The organism is Lacrimispora sp. (assembly GCF_031982545.1).
Lineage (GTDB): Bacteria > Bacillota > Clostridia > Lachnospirales > Lachnospiraceae > Lacrimispora.
In genome coordinates this window covers 42,093-61,420 of the sequence record NZ_DALYXB010000023.1, presented here as the reverse complement: position 1 = coordinate 61,420, position 19,328 = coordinate 42,093, and the positions used below count along the sequence as shown (strand labels likewise).

Sequence of the window (19,328 nt, the reverse complement as noted above, 5' to 3'; positions counted from 1 at the left end):
AATTATGACATGGATCTTAATCATTATATAAGGCACTGTTTTATTAAGCGCTTACTTTTTAGCTGCCGAAGTTAATTTCATCTCGCGAAGTTTATCCGCTACTTGTTTCGCCTTTTCCTTTGCAGATGTTTTGCATTCTTGAGCATGGATATATGTTCTATAGCACATAAGCGGAAGAAATGCCTGTTTTCAGGAAGTCCCAAAGGAGCAGAAGCAAGTGTGGGTATCTATACTTTAATTGAAACAGCCAAAGCCAATGGATTAAATCCATGGAAGTACATAAAGTTCATTCTCAGCGATATTCCCGGAACTTCATTTCTTGAATATCCAGAATATCTGGAAGAATATATGCCATGGGATCCGATGATTCAAAAACTTTGCTGTTAACAGACAGCCTTCACTTATAAACAGAGGCTGCCTATTTTTCTATACACCAACTTATTTGACACTTACAGTATACCAGTCACTCCTATTTTTTATAATAATATGTTCTAAAATAAAAAGTCAAAATTTATTTCGGGTTTTCAGTTCCCCTTATGCGTTATGATAAGATATCTACAGTAAGATATAGCGCTAAAAGACTGCCCAACCAGCAGAGTTTGGGCCTATCCGCACTATTTAAAACAATGAGAGTAAGGAGGAAATTATTATGGACCCTTATATTGGTCAGATTCAGCTATTTGCTTATGATTTTGAACCCAGGGGCTGGGCTCTGTGTGATGGAAGAACAATGCAGATCATGCCAAATCAGGCATTATATTCTCTGATAGGGACTACTTTTGGAGGCAATGGAGCCACTGAGTTTAAATTACCCGATTTAAGAAATGCAAATCCTCTTGCAACCACCAACCAGATGAGGTATTACATAGCGGTTATGGGGATGTACCCCATGAGATCTTAATTTTCAGCAGCTATAATTCATGGATGGAAAGGAGAGAAAATGCATGGATGAATTTTTAATAGGTGAAATCATTCCTGTGCCTTATACATTTACCCCTGTGTATACATTATACTGTGATGGGCAGGAATACCAGATTCAGGAGTATCAGCTTCTATTTGCTGTAATTGGATGTAAGTTTGGGGGAAATGGTTCCACTACATTTCGTGTTCCTAATCTAAGAGGATTTGAACCCCACCCCAATATCCGTTACGTCATTGTGACAGATGGCATATTCCCTAATCGGAATTAGTTCAATTCTGATATTGATGAATAACCGTATTTCAATTTACTGGAAAGGATTGATGAGATAAATATGGGTATAAATTTGGCTTTGAATGGAGATATAACTGCAAGCAGTTATGTCGATCCTTATGCGCCTGGCAGAGCTGTAAACGGAATAGTCAGTGACCCCACCTCCAGATGGCTGTGCGCTGCGCTGCCCGGGTGGCTGTGTGTTGATTTGAAAAAGTCCTGCTGGGTGGGACAGTGGACAGTAAACAGCATAGGAAGTAACGCTGGCTGGCCAGAAAATTATTGTATGACCTCATTTCGGCTGGAGAGCAGTTTAGATGGAACCAATTGGACTATAGTGGATTCTGTAACTGGCAATACAGACAATATATGTACGCGTGTCTTGTTAAGACCGGTATGTGCCAGATATTTCAAACTATGGGTCCCTGGTGAGGGGGGATTACAGGTCAATAAATCCGCCGCGTCTGTCATGGAACTGGAACTGATAGAAACAGATGTAGCCGTTCTGACTTCTCTTGCAATAAAGGATAAGAATGGGAGTACAGTTACGCTGACACCTGTGTTTCATTCTGATACCTTGTCCTATACTGCAAATGTCGGATTTGATTCAGATCAAATTACAGTGATCCCGGTTGCTTCAAATACTACGGCAACCGTTACCGTGAACGAGCAGACTTTGGTAGACGGGAAAGCCTCTGTTGGGGTGAATACAGGATCAAATGGAGTTGAAATTAAGGTGATTTCAGCGGGCGGCAATATAGTGACATACCAGGTTGCTGTTACAAGGGCAAGCAGTCCGTATCTGTCTTCTGTAAAATTAGCTGGTATTCGTTTTTCAGGATTTGTAAAGACAACGTATAGTTATAATCTGAGCACCAGTACGCTTGTCAGTACTGCAGTTACTCCAACCACAGAAGATCCGGAGGCGGTTTGTGTGATTACCTTAAATGGCACTGTATATAACAGCAGTCAGCCAATTCCCCTGAGTAATGGCATGAATCCGATCAATCTTGTTGTTACATCAAAAACAGGAGTTGACAACAGAACTTATGTTTTTAATATAAATAAAAACATATGATTTAAATAAATAAAATCTCTCAGCGGCATAAACAGTGAGAAGTTTTCCCTCTTTATGTCTCTGGGAAGCATAGCGGAGAGAGTGATGGAATGGTTTTAAAGAAAAAAAAGCGTTTTTTGAGCAGCGTTCTTATTGCAGCAGTACTAATGTCTGCAATTCCAGTGAGCGTATATGCAGAGACAGGGCAGATTTTAAGTGAAGATGACCAGGACGCTAAGTCAATTAATGGCTGGGGTGGAATTGGAGACAGGATTGATGGACGAAGTGGTCTTTTTGAGACGAGTGGAAATCCGATTAGGAGCTGGTATCAGTATAATCTGCAAAATTACGCTGGATCTAGTTCGCCAATGGATTCAGATGGCAGTGAAAACATTATTGAGTATTGTTCTTATTATCCCCCCCCTGGAGATAATAGTAAAGGTGCTATTTATAAAGATTATATACTCACTAGTCCTGGCTATTACAATTTGTCAGCATCTTGTCAGATTTATAAGCAACTCTCCAGTGATATAGGGAAGTTAACCATTGAATTGTATGATAATACCACAGGAACGGGTATGCCGATTAATAGTTTATCTGCAACAGCTCAATCTAAGGTCGGAGAATGGGAAACTGTATTATTTGACAATCTGTATGTGACTTCACACACAAAAATGATCCGGGTAATCTTAAATGCATCCACAGATCCAAACGATGAGAATGATTATGTTGATTTTGATGGTTTAAGTGTAACGCTTGCGTCTGCAGCTGCACCTCCGGTTATTTCGAATTTGGATAGCAATACAGTGTCATTTACAGAAGGAGGATCTGCAGTATCTCTGGATCAAGACAGCGATGTTACCGTGAAGGTAGATTCCGATTTTGGCAGAACCTATGACGGCGGTTCTGTCACTGCCTCTATTACTGGTAATGGAGTTGCCACAGAAGACGTGCTGGAGCTTTCCCAGACAGGTGGTATTACGCTGTCTGGAAGCAATGTTTTATATGGAGGAACAACAATCGGTTCCTATTCTGTAAACAGCGCAGCAATGAGTCTTTCTGTTTTGCTCAATGCCAATGCCAGTGATAGCAGTGTTGCAGCTTTAATAAAAGCAATAAGGTACAGCAATACAAATCCTGTAAAACCAGATACAAACCCAAGAACAGTAAAAATATCAGCAACGGATAATACAAATAATTCGGAACCGGTCTACACAACGGTTTATATACAAAGCGTAAACGATGTTCCCGTCAGGAAAAGCGGTGTGGGAGCATCTGTATCAGGCAGTCTGTCGGTTAAAACCTCGTATACCCTGGATTTAAGCACAATCTTTGAGGATCCAGACACCGACTCTCTGACATACAAGGTAAAAGTAAACGACGGGTCATTCGTGACCGCAGCAGAGAAGTATTCTTATCCTTTGTCAACTGCAGGTGACTATACTTTTGTATTTATGGCTAATGACGGTACTGTGGATTCTACAGACACTTATACGGTGACACTCACAGCTGTTAATGCGGCTCCATCCAGAATCGGTGGTATAGAAGCTTCCACTTCAATAAACATGACAGCCGGTACGGACTTCACTCTTGATTTAAATACAATCTTCGAAGACGCGGATGAGGATGCTCTGGCTTATATAGTAAAAGTAAACGAGGAAGCAGAGCAGACAACAAGCAACAGCTATTCCTACACACCGGCGGCACCGGGAACATATATGCTGGTATTTAGAGCCACTGACGGAAACGATGTCTCAACAGATACCTACACCGTGACCCTGAATGTGGAAGCACTAAATACGCCACCCTCAAGAAAGACCAGCGTAAATGCAAGCGTAACAGGCAGCGTCCCAGTTAAAAAAGCATACCCAATTAGCCTGAATACAATATTTGAGGATATTGACAATGATAATTTAACCTATAAGGTAAAGATAAACGGAGGAACGGAAGTGGCCGCTGATGAGAGCTATTCCTACACTCCCGCCGTAATAGGAACGGATACACTGGTATTTAGAGCCAATGATGGAAAAGCAGATTCCACAGATACCTATACGCTGGAACTTTCCGCGGTTAATACAATACCAGTGAGGAAAAACGGAGTGGGAGCTGTTCAGTCCCAAAATATTCAAGTCAATAACACATATACGCTTAATTTAAGTACTATATTTGAAGACGAGAACATGGATGCTCTCAGCTATAAAGTAAAAGTAAATGATGGAGCCGAAATGGCAGCTGATGAGAGCTATACCTTTACACCGCCATCAGTTGGAACTTATACACTCGTATTCAACGCCAATGACGGAATTAGTGATTCAACAGAGATCTACACCGTAACTCTTAATGTGAAAGCACCGAATACTGCTCCTGTAAGAAAGAGCGGATTAGAAGAAACGTCTACATGGGAAAACCCTGTCAACACTACAATTAATGTGACCTTAATGGATCTGTTTCAGGATGCAGACAATGATCCTCTGACCTACAAGGTAAAGATTGATGGTGGACCGGAAGAGACAGCAGACAATATCTTTTCTTATAAGCCCACCACCACAGGTTCGCATACCTTGGTATTTAAAGCGAATGATGGAATTGCAGATTCCACCGAAACTTATACCATAATCTTTATAGCAACCGAAAATCCTGTCATGTCAATTCCTTCCCCTGATCCTGTGACGGGAATTGCCAATGGTACAGCAAAAACAGCTTCTGCGCTTGGGCTGCCTGGACATTTAGATATTTCTACTTATACAGGTAATGTACCCGCGGATGTAATCTGGGATGTAGAAGCAAGCTCTTATGATCCAAATGAGAAAACAGAGCAGACCTTTGTTGTGGAAGGAACCGTGACATTGCCCTCGGGAGTCTATAATCCTGACGGTTTATCGCTGGATGTAACAATTAATGTAACTGTAAAAGCAGAAGTGCTGGTGGATAAGGTTCTGGAAAGTATTTCACCGTTGTCCCCTGTAACAGGAATTCCAAACGGTACAGCAAAAACAGCCACGGCACTTGGCCTGCCTGTAACTGTGGACCTTGAGACGGATAACGGAACCGTTTCCGCCAATGTAACCTGGAAGGTGGCAGCCAGCTCCTATGATCCAGACCTGAAAACAGCCCAGACCTTCGAGGTAGAAGGAACCGTGGCTCTTCCCGCCAAGGTGATTAACCCTAATGGTGTATCGCTGGATATTACAGTCGAAGTAACAGTCGATGCAGAGTCACTGAATGATAAAATCCTGGAAAAAGTTTATCCACTGCCTTCCATAAAAGGAATTACGAACGGAACTGCCAAAACAGTTACTGCCCTGGGAATTCCATCCAGAGTTACGCTGGGAACCGATGCCGGAAACGTCCAGGCGGATGTAATCTGGGATTTGGATTCCAGCTCCTATGATCCGCTCATCAGTGAAGAACAAACCTTTACCGTAGACGGAACCGTAGTACTGCCAGACAACGTTGCTAATCCCGATGGAATTTCTCTGGAAGTAACCATTCATTTAACAGTTCTGGAAGAAGAGGAAGAACAGGAGTATTATACCATTCGGATCAAAGTGACGAAAAGACCGGATAAAGTCAGCTATACACTGGGAGAGGATTTAGATACACAGGGGCTTGAGGTAACCGAATATCAGAAAGCCAGTCCCTCAAATGCAGTCAAAAAAACAGTTTTGTCAGAGGGTCAGTATGATCTGGAATATAATCTTACCAGAACAGGAACACGAACGGTTAAGGTTATTTATTACGCAGCCGACCGGTATGGAAATGAAAAAGAGTTTACAGATGAGTTTACAGTCAGAGTGAAAGAACCGCCGAGAGATGGCAGTGATGACGATGATGACAGAGACATTACAGAGCCTGGCATGCGAAAAGGTGGGGACGATGACCATTATTACCCCGGGAACTGGCAATCGGACCAAAATGGCTGGAGGTTTACTGGAAAAGATGGAAACAGCCCGGCAAACAGGTGGGTGTACACCGACTGGAAGGGATCAAACGACTGGTATTTTTTTGATGAAAAAGGTTATATGGTAACTGGTTGGTTTGAGTACAAAGGTAATAAGTATTATTTAAATCCGGTCAGTGACGGAAAGAAAGGCTATATGTATACCGGCTGGAATCTGATTGAAGGAAAATGGTATTATTTCAGTGAAGCAGCAGACGAAACAAAAGGTTCCATGCTTAAGGACGCCACAACTCCGGATGGGCATCGTGTGGGATCGGATGGGGAACGTATTTCTTAAAACAGAAGGATAAAATCTTCATTAACCCATTTGCACTGTAATAGCATATAAGATTCTTCAGATACGAAAAGGAAAGAGAGTATGCGGCAAGAAACTTGTCCGTCGGCTCTCTTTCCTTTCATTTACAAAGTGGTAAAATATTTATATTGCTATATTTTTCCAGAAATAGTAAAATAAACAAAAATGCATGGTATTTGAAACATGAGGGGTATCGGGTTCGGGGGAAAAATTAAAATATAATGAAAGAAAAACACAAGAAGAACAGAAGAGCCCTGTTATTTTTAATTTTGTCAGTATGTTTGATATCAGGGCTGGTAAGTATCCGGAATCAATATGTTTCCTATCCCATATCCGATGGATTTTTGGACCTGTCGGATAAAAATGTGGAAGATAAGGCAGTTCAGTTAAATGGTACATGGAAGTTTTATGAAGATACATTAGAGGATACCGTCCCCCAGACAGCAGGCAGCCTGGACGTTCCGGGAAGCTGGCGGGGAAAAGTAATGAATGGAAAGAAGCTGGCTAAGCACGGCGTCGGTATATATGAACTCCGTGTAAGCGTTCCATTGCCCGGTGATTACTGCATGAAGCTTAACTATGTTTCCAGTGCTTACCAGCTTTACATAAATAATAAAAAGATTATAGAAAACGGAAGAATCGGTGCAGATAAGAATAAAGAAATTCCAAGCTGGGCCCCGCAGTTTGTGTACTTTCATACAGATCAAAAAGATGTTGTGATCAGACTTAAAGTATCTAATTTTCATTGTAATAATGGGGGAATCGTACTTCCCGTCTATTTTGGAAAACAGGCGCCTCTGTTCCGGTTCCATCTTCTCAATCTGATGAAAAATATTGGATTTATTGGTATTCTCGCTGGAATGGCGTGCTATCTGTATGTTTTCAACTGGTGTTTGAATAAAAAAGCACAGTCTGTATCTCTGTGGATTTTTTGTATCTCTGTGCTGGTTTCTGCGTCTATTATAGATGGCGAGAGTCTGGTCAGTATTTTATCATTCCTCTCCATCGATGCAGTTCTGAAAATAGAGTATGTGTCCTTTATGGTTCAGATTACATCCATTCAGTTCTTTCTGTGGAGCATGTATCCGGAGCTGGGAACAACTCATCCGATCCGCTTTTTAAAGATTATGGATTTTTTCTATGCTGCAATTCTTATTTGTCTGCCAGTCATGCCTGCTTTGTACGACAATATGGTATTTATACCGATTCTGTTTATTAATGCGTTTTGTTATTTTTTGAAGATTTCCAGAGCGTTCCAGCTGAAAAAGCCCAATGCCGGACCGGTTTTGCTGGGCTTTTGTGTATATGTGATGTCTTGTGCCCTGCAGCTTGTGGATATCCAGCACAATATTGAAGTAAAATATTTAAGCGATTTTAATTTCTACTATTTCGGAGTGCTTTTTTTTCTTCTCAGTCAGGGATATGTTCTGGCAGTCAATGTGGAAGATACCTTCCGCCAGTCCGAACTGGCCCATGAAATGGAGATTGCCTCTTTACAGGCCCAGATTTCCCCTCATTTTCTGTTTAACATTCTTCATAACATCTACTATCTTATGGACACCAATGGGAAGACAGCAAAAAATATGCTCATGTGTCTGTCTGATTTTTTGAGAGTAAAATACCGGTTTGATTACAGAACTTATACTCTGTATCAGTTACGGGAGGAACTGGATCTGGTAAATGCTTATGTGGAACTGGAAAATGTGAGAATGAATGGTGCCTTAAAGCTTACCATCGATGCACCTGATGAGCTTCTCACAAACAAGATTCTCCCTCTTACCCTTCAGCCGCTTGTGGAGAATTGCATCAAGCATGGATATAGTTCGGGTGAGCTGAATATCCGTATCACGGTTATGCAAAAAGGGGAGATGCTGCTGATCAGTGTAGAGGATAACGGAAGAGGAATCAGACCCGAAATTCTTGAAAACGTTGGCAGGAGTGATGCTTCGAAAAGAGGAGTTGGAATCAGCAATATCAATTACCGGCTTAATATCTGTTTTCAAAGCCAGCTGGTCATTGAAAGCCAGTGGTTAATTGGAACAAAGATCAGTTTTCAGATACCAAAGAGGGGGTAATATGCAAGTATGCAGGTTGTAGTCATTGATGATGAAAAGAATTCAATTGAATATCTTACGGATATACTGAAGAAAAAAGAGGAATTTTCTTTGGCAGCGGCTTTTTCTGATTCCAGAGAGGGGCTGGCGTATTTACTAAAAAACCCATGCGACCTGTTGTTTCTGGATATTGATATGCCGGGAATTAACGGAATGTATATCGCTGAGCAGATCAGCAGCCTTTATCCCCAAACTAAAATCTGTTTTGTAACTGCGTATAATGGTTATGCAGCAAAGGCATTTGAATTAAATGCGGTGGATTATTTATTAAAGCCCTACACAGAAGAACGGTTTTACAAGTGCCTGAATAAATTAAAGAGTACCACAGCCGGACAAAATGTATACCAGGAGATCAGCGGACAGTATGATTATAATTTAGATATGATCTGCGGGTTCAACGAGGAAGACATTGTTCTGATTCCGGCGTCTGATATATTTTATATAGAAGCGTTACAAGGGGGTTGTATGATACATACCAGGGATCACGTATTCCGTGGAAATAAAACTCTGAATTTTTATGAGGAAAAGCTGAAAAAGAATTCATTTTTCCGCACTCATAAATGCTATCTGGCTAATTTATCCAGAGCAGACAGGTTCCGGCCACGGATTAATTATACCTATGATATGTATTTTAAGGACATTTCCGATGTAATACTGGTCAGTCGGAATAAAGTAAAAGAACTGAAACAATATTTTAATTAATTCAGGAGGAAAATACGATGGGTGAAAAAGTCAAAGTAAGTGAACTAAAGGCAGGAGATATCCTTTTACTGGAGCCGAATAACGAAAAGATATCCCAAATTATTGCCTGGGTTACCAGATCAGAAGTAAGCCATACCGCCTTAAGCTGCGGACCGGACAAGCCTGTAGGAACCGTGATTGAGGAAACGCCCCCCAATGCACTCGAGGACACCATCCTTACCAGAACAGCAAGAACCGCCTATGTGATGCGGTTAAATCCAGGAAATAACAATTGCCAGCCAGTCATAGATATTGCAGCCCGCTATGTCAGTGAGAAGCTGCCCTATGCACATGCCCAGCTTCCGTTTATCGGTCTTTATTGTATCACCAACAACATACTGGGTGATACAGGGCTTCAAGGCCTTGTAACAAGGATTGTGAAGCTTTCCATGGGTATCTTAATGGAACTGGAAGATGCCTTAATATACAAGGGCAGAGAAGCAATGATGTGCTCCCAGTTTGCTTATCATTGTTATAAGGAAGCAGGAGATGCGTATGAGATTCAATTAAAGGGCACTCCAGGGTTTCCCCTGCTTGACCGGATTATTGAAATCATACAAAAGGATCCTTCCAGCTATAACAACCGAATATTTCAGGCAGATGTGGAAAACAGCCCCGTATCCGACGAAAATGTGGATGAGGCAATTGACCAGCTATATGAAGCGCTTAGTAACAACCAGAATGAAACGGAGCTTTCGGCCTCTTATGAACTGTCGGATGACCTTATTATAGAAGTAACCCGTTTTTGCATTCAATTTGTAAAGACTTTTGCCAATGGAATAGACGGCGGTAACAATGATGCAGTACCTTATTTACAAAAGTTAGAGGATATGTATGAATACTTCATCTCTCCAGGAGACCTGTTAAAAAACACCTTAAACCTAACCTGTATCGGCACGGTTGATTACGACGGTTATCAGGGTTAAGGTAGTTTCTGATAACCTGTGATAAACCGTTTAACCCCACTGATTTACCAGTTAGGGCGGTTTTTCGCATCTTAGGGATATCCCCCCTCCAATTAAAAAAATGCAGATATAATGTAGCCAGCTGATAGTCACAAATCAGCTGGCTTCTTTTTGTACAAAAAACCACACAAAATAGCGGTTTCAGGAAGGCGGGGGAATGAAATGGATTATGAAAAAACTAAACAATGGCTGGATGATCATGGCGTAATACTGGAAGAAAGCTTCTACACTGCATTAAATAATCTGGCCAAAGACTATAAGAAAACAAATGATTTAAGGCTGCTCGAGGAGGTCTATCAGAAACTGGGAGTTAATAAACAGGCCGTTTCCTGGTGGAAAAATCACCCATGCAGCACTCAGACGAGGCAGTCCAAGATACAGTTGATCGCCTCTTGCGCAGAGATATTTCATTTAACAGCAGAGGAAACCGAGCTTCTGGCTAATAAGGCAGGTCTTTCACTAAGCAGTGATCATGATTTCAGCGGGTATTTCAGACAATTGTTAAATGGCAGGAGAGGAAGGTGCAAGTCCATCTGTGACGCGGCCAACGTCAGTGAACGGATGCTGCAATACATTAAGCGCTATAAACAGCCGTCGAAGGAGACATTGCTGGCGATTGCCATTTCTCTTGGACTTGGAATTGATGAAATACAGCATCTGCTTAAAAAAGCGGGATACGCGTTGTCTGCATCTCTTCCCAATGATGCAGTTGTCTGCTGGTTCCTTTCCGGTGACAGAAAGACGGATGGAACGATTCCAGTGCTGTTTTATATTAACGAAGTGCTAGACGAGCTTAAGCTCCCTCTTCTCATGACGAGGCTTAAAAACTCGTGAGTATAATAGTACAGAAAAATAGAACTCTTTTTTTCAGCCGGACTTAGTGCCGGCTTATTGAAGTTGGACTATCAATAAATAGATATATAGCATTATATATGTGAAAAATCTGACGAGATCAAAAGAGCGTGTGATAAATTAAAAAATTATCGGAAAAACCTTTATAATTAATATCAATTATGTCGACAATATAAGATTGATGGCAATCGCATATCTAGTGCCAGACTAATATGGACAGGGCATATGTAGTACTTCTTTTAAAAAGATCATAGATTAAAAGATTAAATTGGCTAAAATATAGTAAAAAATGTCGAATAATGCGATAAAATTCACTTTTCAAACACTTAGAAAGGACTTATATTGATTACAAGAAAAGCAGAAGAAGGAGGGGGTATCTTTATGACAGATGCTGAGAAACTGCGGATTGTAGAGATGGAGAATGAGAAGCTGATGGAAGAAAATTCGAGACTCCATAAAGTGATTGAAAGGTTGAATCAGACGCTGAACAGATTGATCGGACGTTACATAAGTACTGACAAAATCGCCTGACAGGGGGATGGCTAAGGAGTGCAGGGGGGCACTCCCGGAATGTCCCTGTCAGGGATCAATCCCCTTATGGGATTCATCCTGATCATTTATATTTAATCCTTTGTTTTTACGTACCATTTCCCAAATTGTCTGGTGCATCCATTCAATGGTTTTATTCAGTTTTTCATTTTCAATCTCCAGTTCGGTGATGCGGTCTCCCATTCGGGCAATGATTTCCCGGTTATTATTCACTTTGTGAGGCACAAGAATGCGCTTTACATAGGGAGACGATGAAGCAATGATTTGAGAGGAAAGCAATTCGTCCCTTTCTTCACAGGACAAATCCATGAAAGCCTGATAGCTGATGGACAAAGCAAGCATGTCCACCTTGCACTTTGGGCATACCGCATTCCTCTCCAGCTGATAATAACCATAATACCCGCATTTGGAACAATAGTACACGGACAGTTCTCTCATTGGTCTCCTCCTTTTTTTATAGATTGATAAACAATCTACTCCTATATATATAACGTTAAATCGACAAAAATATAACGCAAAAACAGGAATATCGATAAAAAAATTACTATTTAGGCATTTTGTATAGTTACAACTCTTATAATTGTTAAAAACAAATAAAAGCCCGCAGCTGTTACGCTGCGGGCTTTTTGGCAATTGAACGGATGTTTCATTTATAAAGGTGTTCTATTTACTGAATAATACCATTTACATCAACAACATAAACTTTTTCATTGGTGTCTTTGAAATCTCTGAAGCCTGCGCCAAGCTCTGGTTTTGCTGTGGATTTAGATGTGGAGGAAGCTTTCTGAAGAACACCGTTGGTATTCACCAGATAGTTTTTGCCGTTAAGTGTGAATGCCTCAACTCTTAAATCCGCATCAGCCTGTTTTCTTAAACCATACTCATAAAGTGTATCGTCAAGAATACCGTGGAAGCCCTGACCTTTCTTGCTTCCGGAAGTTACAAAGTACCAGATCTGATTGTCGCCTGAATCTTCATTCGTAATGGACTGTTTTCCAGTGTTGATCACGCCGTTGTCTGCGAAATAGAAGTTTGCAGTATTTCCGTCTTCCAGATTAACAACCTTAAGACCGGTCTGCATTTCACCTTTTGTATTAAATCCATATTTCTGGGAGTTTACAGTGAATAATTCAATACCCTTTTTCGCAAAGTAAGGAGCACCGTTTTTAAAGAAGAACCAGTGCTGTTCGCCTTCTGCGCTGATGCCCTCGATGCCTTCGATTTCTCTCCAGCCATCGACTCTTGCACCGCTCTCATCATAGTACTGATAGCCTGCTGCGGAAGTCTTGTTGTCAGTATTTTCGGCCGCTTCTGAAGGAGTTGCTGTTACAGGAAGTTTGTACCAGCCGGTCTGCATTTCGCCATTTACAAAGGTGAAGTAAGAACCGTTAATTTTTTTATCTACCTGATCTTTAACCATAACGCCGTCTTTGTCAAAATAGTACCAAGCATTTGTATGGTCGGAATCTTCTGTCGCACTTTCAAGCTCAAACCAGCCTGTTTTCTGTGCGCCGTCATTTTCGTTACCCAGGTAATAAGTAGAACCAGCGATTTCTACCTTGCCAGTAAGCATCTGACCCTGTTCGTCAAAATAATACCAGTTGTCATTGATCTTCTGCCATTTGGAAACGACTTCTTTTCCGTCTTTTCCGTAATAATGCCAGTAATTTTCCGGTGAATCAGGGGAGTCCCAGTAGCTGTCATTGGTAACAGATACCCAGTAATTGGATACTCTCTTTCCGCTCTCGTCTACATAGTACTCATCAACTTTCTGACCGACAGCGATTTCGCCATCCTCATTTAAGTAATACCAGTCTTCTCCGTACTTCTTCCAGGAATCAGTGGCGTAGTAATCACCCTCCTCATAGAATTTCCATGTACCGTTTTCTTCTACCCAGCCAGTTGCTTTGGCATAGACAGTAGAGGCTGTGTTTAAGATGCCCATCTGTGGGGCAGCTGCAGTTAAAATACCGGCAGCGGATAATACAGCCATCAATTTAATTTGCTTTTTCATAAATATGTTCTCTCCTTTTTTGCAGTAAGTTTTATCGTGGCCGAAAATCCATAGTTGCATTACTCTGCGATTATAACGTAAATGAAAGGAACAAAGAAAGTGTGGTTTGATGGCAGATATGGAAGGAGCTAACAGAACAGGAGAAAAGTTGTTGACAGGCAGGGGTTACCCTTAATGCGCCAAAACGCTGTAACCAAGAGAGTACCGGCAGTTGCCTGTAATAGAAGGCTGAGCGGGCAAACAAAGGTTACATAACTGGTAAAGTTGCCAAAGAAAGCATGTTTTTTGGAAAAATGGAAGCTTTTAGAAAGTAAGAAAACTTTAATAGGAAAATAAAGTACGGTGTGGTATAATCACAGACAGATAATTACCATTCCTTAATAAAGGAGAAAATAACATGAGAATGAAAATATCCAATTATATAGCCCAGAGGCTGGTGGAGCTTGGGATCTCCCAGGTGTTTACGGTAACAGGAGGAGGTGCCATGCATTTAAACGATGCATTGGGACATCAGGAAGGGCTTACCTGTCTCTATAATCATCATGAGCAGGCATGCGCCATTGCTGCCGAATCCTACGCCAGAATCAAGGGTCAGATAGCCGCTGTCTGTGTGACCACAGGCCCGGGGGGTACCAACGCCATAACCGGAGTTTTAGGCGGCTGGCTGGATTCCATTCCCATGCTGATTCTGTCAGGGCAGGTTCGCTACGATACCACCGCCAGATGGTCCGGCGTAGGAATCCGTGCCATGGGAGATCAGGAATTTGACATTACAAAAGCAGTTGACTGCATGACCAAATACAGCGAGATGGTGATTGATCCCATGCGAATCCGATACTGTCTGGAAAAAGCAGTTTATCTTGCGTATTCTGGCCGTCCGGGACCTGCCTGGTTAGACATCCCTTTGAATGTGCAGGGTGCTTACGCAGAAATTGACGATCTCATTGGCTTTGACCCGGAAGATTATGAAAATGGGGGAGACGGATGGGTTTCTGCCAATGATGCCAGGATAACTGAGGACGAGAGCGGTTTTGGAGAAAAACGTCAGATACTGCCCCCAAAGCCGGATAAGAAAGCAGTACGTGAGGTCCTTTTAAAGATGAAAGCTGCCGCCCGCCCTGTGATTAATGCAGGGAATGGTATCCGCATCGGACAGGCTCATGATGCCTTTATGCGTGTTGCAGAGAAGCTGGGCGTTCCTGTTGTAACCGGCTGGAACAGCCAGGACTGCATCTACGATGCCCACCCTCTTTATACCGGAAGAGGTGGTGGAATGGGAGACCGTCCCGGTAATTTCGCCATTCAAAACAGTGATCTGGTGCTTTCCCTGGCCAGCCGTTTAAGTATCCGTCAGGTTGGATATAATTTTGCAACCTGGGCCAGAGAGGCTTATGTGATTGTGAATGATATTGATCACGAGGAGTTAAAAAAACCATCTGTACATTCCGATATGCGGATTCATGCAGATGTGAAAGATCTGCTGGCAGTGATGGAAGATCTTTTGGATCATGAATTTATGGCAACCAGGGAAGATCCTCTCTTTAAAGGCGGAACAGGAATTGAATCCCTTACCTGGAATGAGACATGCCGCATGTGGAAAGAGACCTATCCAGTGGTTCTTCCAAAGCATTACAGCCAGGATGACCACAAGGAAGTAAACATTTATGCATTTATATATGAACTGAGCTCCCGTCTTCCTGAAAACAGGATTACCGTGGTTGGCAATGGATCAGCCTGTGTGGTAGGCGGTCATGCTTATGTGATAAAACCGGGCCAGCGCTTTATTTCCAATTCTGCTGTGGCCTCTATGGGATATGATCTGCCTGCAGCCATCGGTATTTCCAAGGCAGATCCGGGAGAAGACATCATTCTGGTGACAGGAGACGGAAGTATCCAGATGAATCTGCAGGAGCTGCAGACCATTATACATCATCGCCTTCCCATTAAGATATTCGTTATTAATAACGGCGGTTATCATTCCATTCGCCAGACCCAGAAGAATTATTTTGGAGAACCCCTTGTAGGAATCGGAGATGACAGCAGAGATTTAAGCTTCCCCGATATGGAGAAACTTTCTGCTGCATACGGTTATCCCTATGTCAGAGCCCGCCACAACGGTGAGATTGACCAGGCGCTCCTTCGCACCCTGTCTGTAAACGGTCCGGTGATTTGCGAAGTATTTGTCAGCAGAGATCAAAATTTTGAACCCAAATCAGCGGCAAAGCGGCTTCCCGATGGAACCATGGTTTCTCCTCCCTTAGAGGATTTGTCCCCGTTCCTTTCTGAGGAAGAGATGGATCGGAATATGATTATTCCCCGGATCAGGGACTAGATTTTTATACAGGGAGGAAATAAGGTGAACGTTGTTGTAACAGGAGCGACCAGCTTCCTGGGAAGAGCTGTGGCGGACTGCCTTTTAAAACAGGGCAGCAGGGTATATGCGGTGGTTCGCCCCGGTTCGGGGAATTTAAGACATCTTCCGTCAAATCAAGACGGTCTGGTAATAATAGAACGGGAACTTGGTGAGCTAGATACACTGGATCAGGTGATTGTTGGACCTTGTCAGGCTTTTTACCATTTTGGCTGGGATGGATCCGGAAGTGAGAACCGGATGAAACGGGAAGTCCAGCAGAAGAATGTGGTGGATGCTTTAAAGGCATTAGAGGGAGCCAGACGTTTAGGCTGCAGCCGTTTTCTCTTTAGCGGTTCCCAGGCAGAATACGGAATTCACAAAGGCCCCCTTTCTGAGGAAACTGACTGCAGCCCGGTTTCTGAATATGGAAAGGCAAAGCTGGACTTTTTAAAACAGGCAACAGAAAAGACGAACCAGTGGCAGCAGGAAGGGATATCATCCATGGAGTATATCCATGCGCGAATTTTCAGCGTGTATGGACCGGGAGATCATCCCTGGTCTCTGGTGGAAAGCTGTTTAAGAGCATTTGGTAGAGGAGAATACATTTCTCTAGGGGAATGCACCCAAATGTGGAATTTTTTATATCTGGAGGATTGCGTCCGGGCGCTGATACTTTTAATGGAACAGGAAAAAGAATCGGTTTCCGGAATTTATAATGTAGCAGCGCCGGAACGGGAAACAAAGCCCTTGCGGGAATACATACGGCAGATGTATGAAACCATGGGATTTCATGGCAGCTACAGCTACGGAAGAAGACGTCCCAATGCAGAGGGACTTGCAAATCTGATTCCGGACATCAGTAAGCTGGAGAAAGACACGGGATTTTCCCCTCTTGTAAGCTTTACTGAGGGAGTGAAAAAGACCTGCGGCTATTAAAAGGGATTGACATGGAGGAAATTTTGTGGTATGAGAGATAGGATTTGTATTGTATGCGGACAGGAGCTTAATGGGCAGCCTTTGATGACCCTGGATCACATGCCGGCTTCAGCACAGGATATCCCGGGTATGGAAGATCTGGCAGAAGACACAGGAATCAGTTTAAATCTGCATCAGTGCAGCTGCTGCGGTCTGGTTCAGTTTGATTGTGAGCCTGTACCATATTATAAGGACGTTATCCGGTCAGGCGGATTCAGCACCACTATGGTGGAACTAAGAAAACGCCAGTACCGGCATTTTATTGATTTCTGCCACCTGGAAGGAAAGAAGTTAATTGAGGCTGGCTGCGGTCAGGGAGAATTTCTTTCTGTTCTTTCCCGGTTTCCCGTTACTGCATGCGGGATTGAGCACAGGGAGAGCCTGGTTTCACTTGGGAAAGAAAAAGGACTGAACGTCTGGAAGCAGTTTGCAGGGGTGGGAGAGATCCTTATGTCTCCCGATGGAAGTACCAGTGGCCCGTATGATGGATTTTTGTCCTTTAACTATCTGGAACATCAGCCGGATCCGGTGGGGATGCTTTGCTGCATTGCAGATAATTTAACAGAGGATGGCGTGGGACTGATTACCGTGCCCAGCCTTGAATATATTCTGGAATACGATGGCTACTACGAACTGATCCGGGATCATATCGCTTATTATACCTTTGACACGCTTCGTTTTGCAGCAGATCAGGCCGGTTTCGAAGTGCTTGAAGAGGAGATGGTTAACCGGGACACCCTGTCCGTGATTGTCAGAAAGAAAAAGACTGTAAACGAGAACGCGGGAAGGAAAAATCCCGACAGACTGGATGTCTCCAGTCTGCTTAAAAGCCGGGTGGTCATCGATGAGGAACTGAAACGTCTGGTTGATGAATTAGAGTCAGAAGGAAAAAGCCTTGGGATCTGGGGAGCCAGTCATCAGGGATTTACCCTGGCATCCACAACGGTAATCGGGAATTTCGCCAGATATATTATCGATTCAGCATCCTTTAAACAGGGACGGTTTGCACCTGCTTCCCATTTGCCTATCGTCGCACCGGATCATTTCCTTACGGATCCGGTAGATGCCATTTTAATCGTGGCACCAGGCTATACAGAAGAGATCGCTAAATCCATTGTGGAAAAATTTGGACGGAATGTGGAGATTTTAGCGTTGAAATCCAATCATTTGGAAAGGATATAAGAAAAAAGTATGAAAGCATTTGTTTTAGTTGAACCGGGAGTAGTGGGCTGGCATGATGCGCCGGAGCCGGAGCTTACGCCTTATGGGGCGATTCTTCGACCTGTTGCTGTGACACCCTGCTCCTCAGACGTTCATACCGTTTACGGCGGAGGTTCAAGAAAAGCTCCGAATCTCATTTTGGGACATGAATGTGTGGCGGAGATTTTAGAAACCGGAGATCTGGTAAAAGATTTTAAGCCTGGAGAAATTGTTGCAGTTCCTGCCATAACACCCGACTGGAGAGCCATGGGCATTCAGGAAGGAAATTATAAGCATGCCTCTGCTCCGTTTTCCGGTCATCAGCTGGGAAGATCCATTCCCGGCGTATTTGCGGAACGTTTTCTCATACCAGATGCGGATACCACACTGGCAAAGATTCCTGAGGGAGTTACTCTGGAACAGGCTCTGATGTGTGTGGACGTTGTGACTACCGGCTTTACAGGAGCGGAATACGCAGATATTCAGTTTGGCGATACGGTAGTGGTTATGGGAATTGGTCCCATCGGTCTGATGGCCATTGAGGGCGCCAGACATTTGGGGGCAGCCCGGATCATTGCAGTGGGAACAAGACCTGTCTGTACCAGCCTTGCCCTGGAATATGGGGCGACAGAGGTTTTAAGCTATAAAAACGGCAATATCGTTGATCAGGTGATGGAACGGACCGGCGGTCTGGGCGCTGATGGCGTTATCATCTGCGGAGGCGGTGATGAGGTATTTACCCAGGCTGTTGATATGGCCAGATATGGAATTGGAACCATTTCCAATGTAAATTATTTCGGCGGTACGGGAAGTCTTGCTTTCCCTAAATTTTCGGGGGGCAGGGGTATGGCTGGAAAAACCATTCATACAGAACTGGCAAAAGGCGGAAGAATCCGGATTGAACGCCTTTTAAAGATGATACAGTACGGCAGAATTAATCCCCAGAAGCTGGTGACCCATCACCTGCATGGACTGGATGAAGTGGAGACTGCGCTCCAGATGATGAAAGAAAAACCTGCAGATTTAATAAAAGTGATGGTTAAGACAGATGGGAAGTGAA

General features: G+C 43.1%; 15 protein-coding genes and 1 pseudogene. 14 read left to right on the top strand and 2 right to left on the bottom strand.

Features of this window, described 5'->3' with window-relative positions; translation table 11 throughout:
- Positions 1-171: 171 nt before the first annotated feature.
- The 10 genes and pseudogenes from ABS301_RS25325 to ABS301_RS25280 form a co-directional block, all read left to right on the top strand.
- Positions 172-387, top strand: a pseudogene (locus ABS301_RS25325) (transposase domain-containing protein); the annotation flags it as partial.
- A gap of 262 nt (positions 388-649) precedes the next feature.
- Positions 650-901 carry a phage tail protein gene (locus tag ABS301_RS25320; RefSeq protein ID WP_349674816.1) on the top strand — a complete coding sequence of 84 codons (252 nt, stop codon included), beginning with the start codon at positions 650-652 and terminating at the stop codon, positions 899-901.
- Positions 902-944: 43 nt separating this feature from the next.
- Positions 945-1,190 (top strand): phage tail protein, encoded by a 246-nt coding sequence (locus tag ABS301_RS25315; RefSeq protein WP_349674815.1) that lies wholly within the window; start codon positions 945-947, stop codon positions 1,188-1,190.
- Positions 1,191-1,253: 63 nt separating this feature from the next.
- A complete protein-coding gene (locus tag ABS301_RS25310; protein WP_349674814.1) occupies positions 1,254-2,270 on the top strand; it encodes a cadherin-like beta sandwich domain-containing protein in 1,017 nt (338 codons plus the stop codon).
- 89 nt (positions 2,271-2,359) lie between these two features.
- The gene (locus ABS301_RS25305) at positions 2,360-6,487 is read left to right on the top strand and encodes a hypothetical protein (RefSeq protein WP_349674813.1); all 4,128 of its coding nucleotides are present in this window, start codon (positions 2,360-2,362) and stop codon (positions 6,485-6,487) included.
- 239 nt (positions 6,488-6,726) lie between these two features.
- Positions 6,727-8,580, top strand: a complete 1,854-nt coding sequence (locus ABS301_RS25300) for a sensor histidine kinase (protein ID WP_349674812.1) — start codon at positions 6,727-6,729, stop codon at positions 8,578-8,580.
- 9 nt (positions 8,581-8,589) lie between these two features.
- Complete coding sequence (locus tag ABS301_RS25295; protein ID WP_349674811.1) at positions 8,590-9,321, top strand: LytR/AlgR family response regulator transcription factor; 732 nt, start codon at positions 8,590-8,592, stop codon at positions 9,319-9,321.
- Between the two features lie 17 nt (positions 9,322-9,338).
- Complete coding sequence (locus ABS301_RS25290) at positions 9,339-10,286, top strand: hypothetical protein (RefSeq protein WP_349674810.1); 948 nt, start codon at positions 9,339-9,341, stop codon at positions 10,284-10,286.
- Positions 10,287-10,487: 201 nt separating this feature from the next.
- On the top strand, positions 10,488-11,159 hold the full coding sequence (locus ABS301_RS25285; RefSeq protein WP_349674809.1) for a hypothetical protein: 672 nt from the start codon (positions 10,488-10,490) through the stop codon (positions 11,157-11,159).
- A 399-nt stretch (positions 11,160-11,558) separates the two neighbouring features.
- Positions 11,559-11,708: a hypothetical protein gene (locus ABS301_RS25280; RefSeq protein WP_170072174.1), complete on the top strand. Its 150-nt coding sequence runs from the start codon at positions 11,559-11,561 to the stop codon at positions 11,706-11,708.
- A gap of 48 nt (positions 11,709-11,756) precedes the next feature.
- On the opposite strand, the gene ABS301_RS25275 is transcribed toward ABS301_RS25280, so the two are convergent.
- The gene (locus tag ABS301_RS25275; RefSeq protein WP_349674808.1) at positions 11,757-12,164 is read right to left on the bottom strand and encodes a hypothetical protein; all 408 of its coding nucleotides are present in this window, start codon (positions 12,162-12,164) and stop codon (positions 11,757-11,759) included.
- 229 nt (positions 12,165-12,393) lie between these two features.
- The gene (locus ABS301_RS25270; protein WP_349674807.1) at positions 12,394-13,740 is read right to left on the bottom strand and encodes a cell wall-binding protein; all 1,347 of its coding nucleotides are present in this window, start codon (positions 13,738-13,740) and stop codon (positions 12,394-12,396) included.
- A gap of 397 nt (positions 13,741-14,137) precedes the next feature.
- Between ABS301_RS25270 and ABS301_RS25265 the strand changes: the two genes are divergently transcribed.
- The 4 genes from ABS301_RS25265 to ABS301_RS25250 are packed head-to-tail and all read left to right on the top strand — an operon-like array spanning position 14,138 to position 19,327.
- Positions 14,138-16,072, top strand: a complete 1,935-nt coding sequence (locus ABS301_RS25265) for a thiamine pyrophosphate-binding protein (protein ID WP_349674806.1) — start codon at positions 14,138-14,140, stop codon at positions 16,070-16,072.
- A 24-nt stretch (positions 16,073-16,096) separates the two neighbouring features.
- A complete protein-coding gene (locus ABS301_RS25260) occupies positions 16,097-17,029 on the top strand; it encodes an NAD-dependent epimerase/dehydratase family protein (protein ID WP_349674805.1) in 933 nt (310 codons plus the stop codon).
- Positions 17,030-17,059: 30 nt separating this feature from the next.
- Positions 17,060-18,250, top strand: coding sequence for a class I SAM-dependent methyltransferase (locus tag ABS301_RS25255; RefSeq protein WP_349674804.1), 1,191 nt, complete (start codon positions 17,060-17,062; stop codon positions 18,248-18,250).
- A 9-nt stretch (positions 18,251-18,259) separates the two neighbouring features.
- A complete protein-coding gene (locus tag ABS301_RS25250) occupies positions 18,260-19,327 on the top strand; it encodes a zinc-binding dehydrogenase (RefSeq protein WP_349674803.1) in 1,068 nt (355 codons plus the stop codon).
- Position 19,328 lies beyond the last annotated feature (1 nt).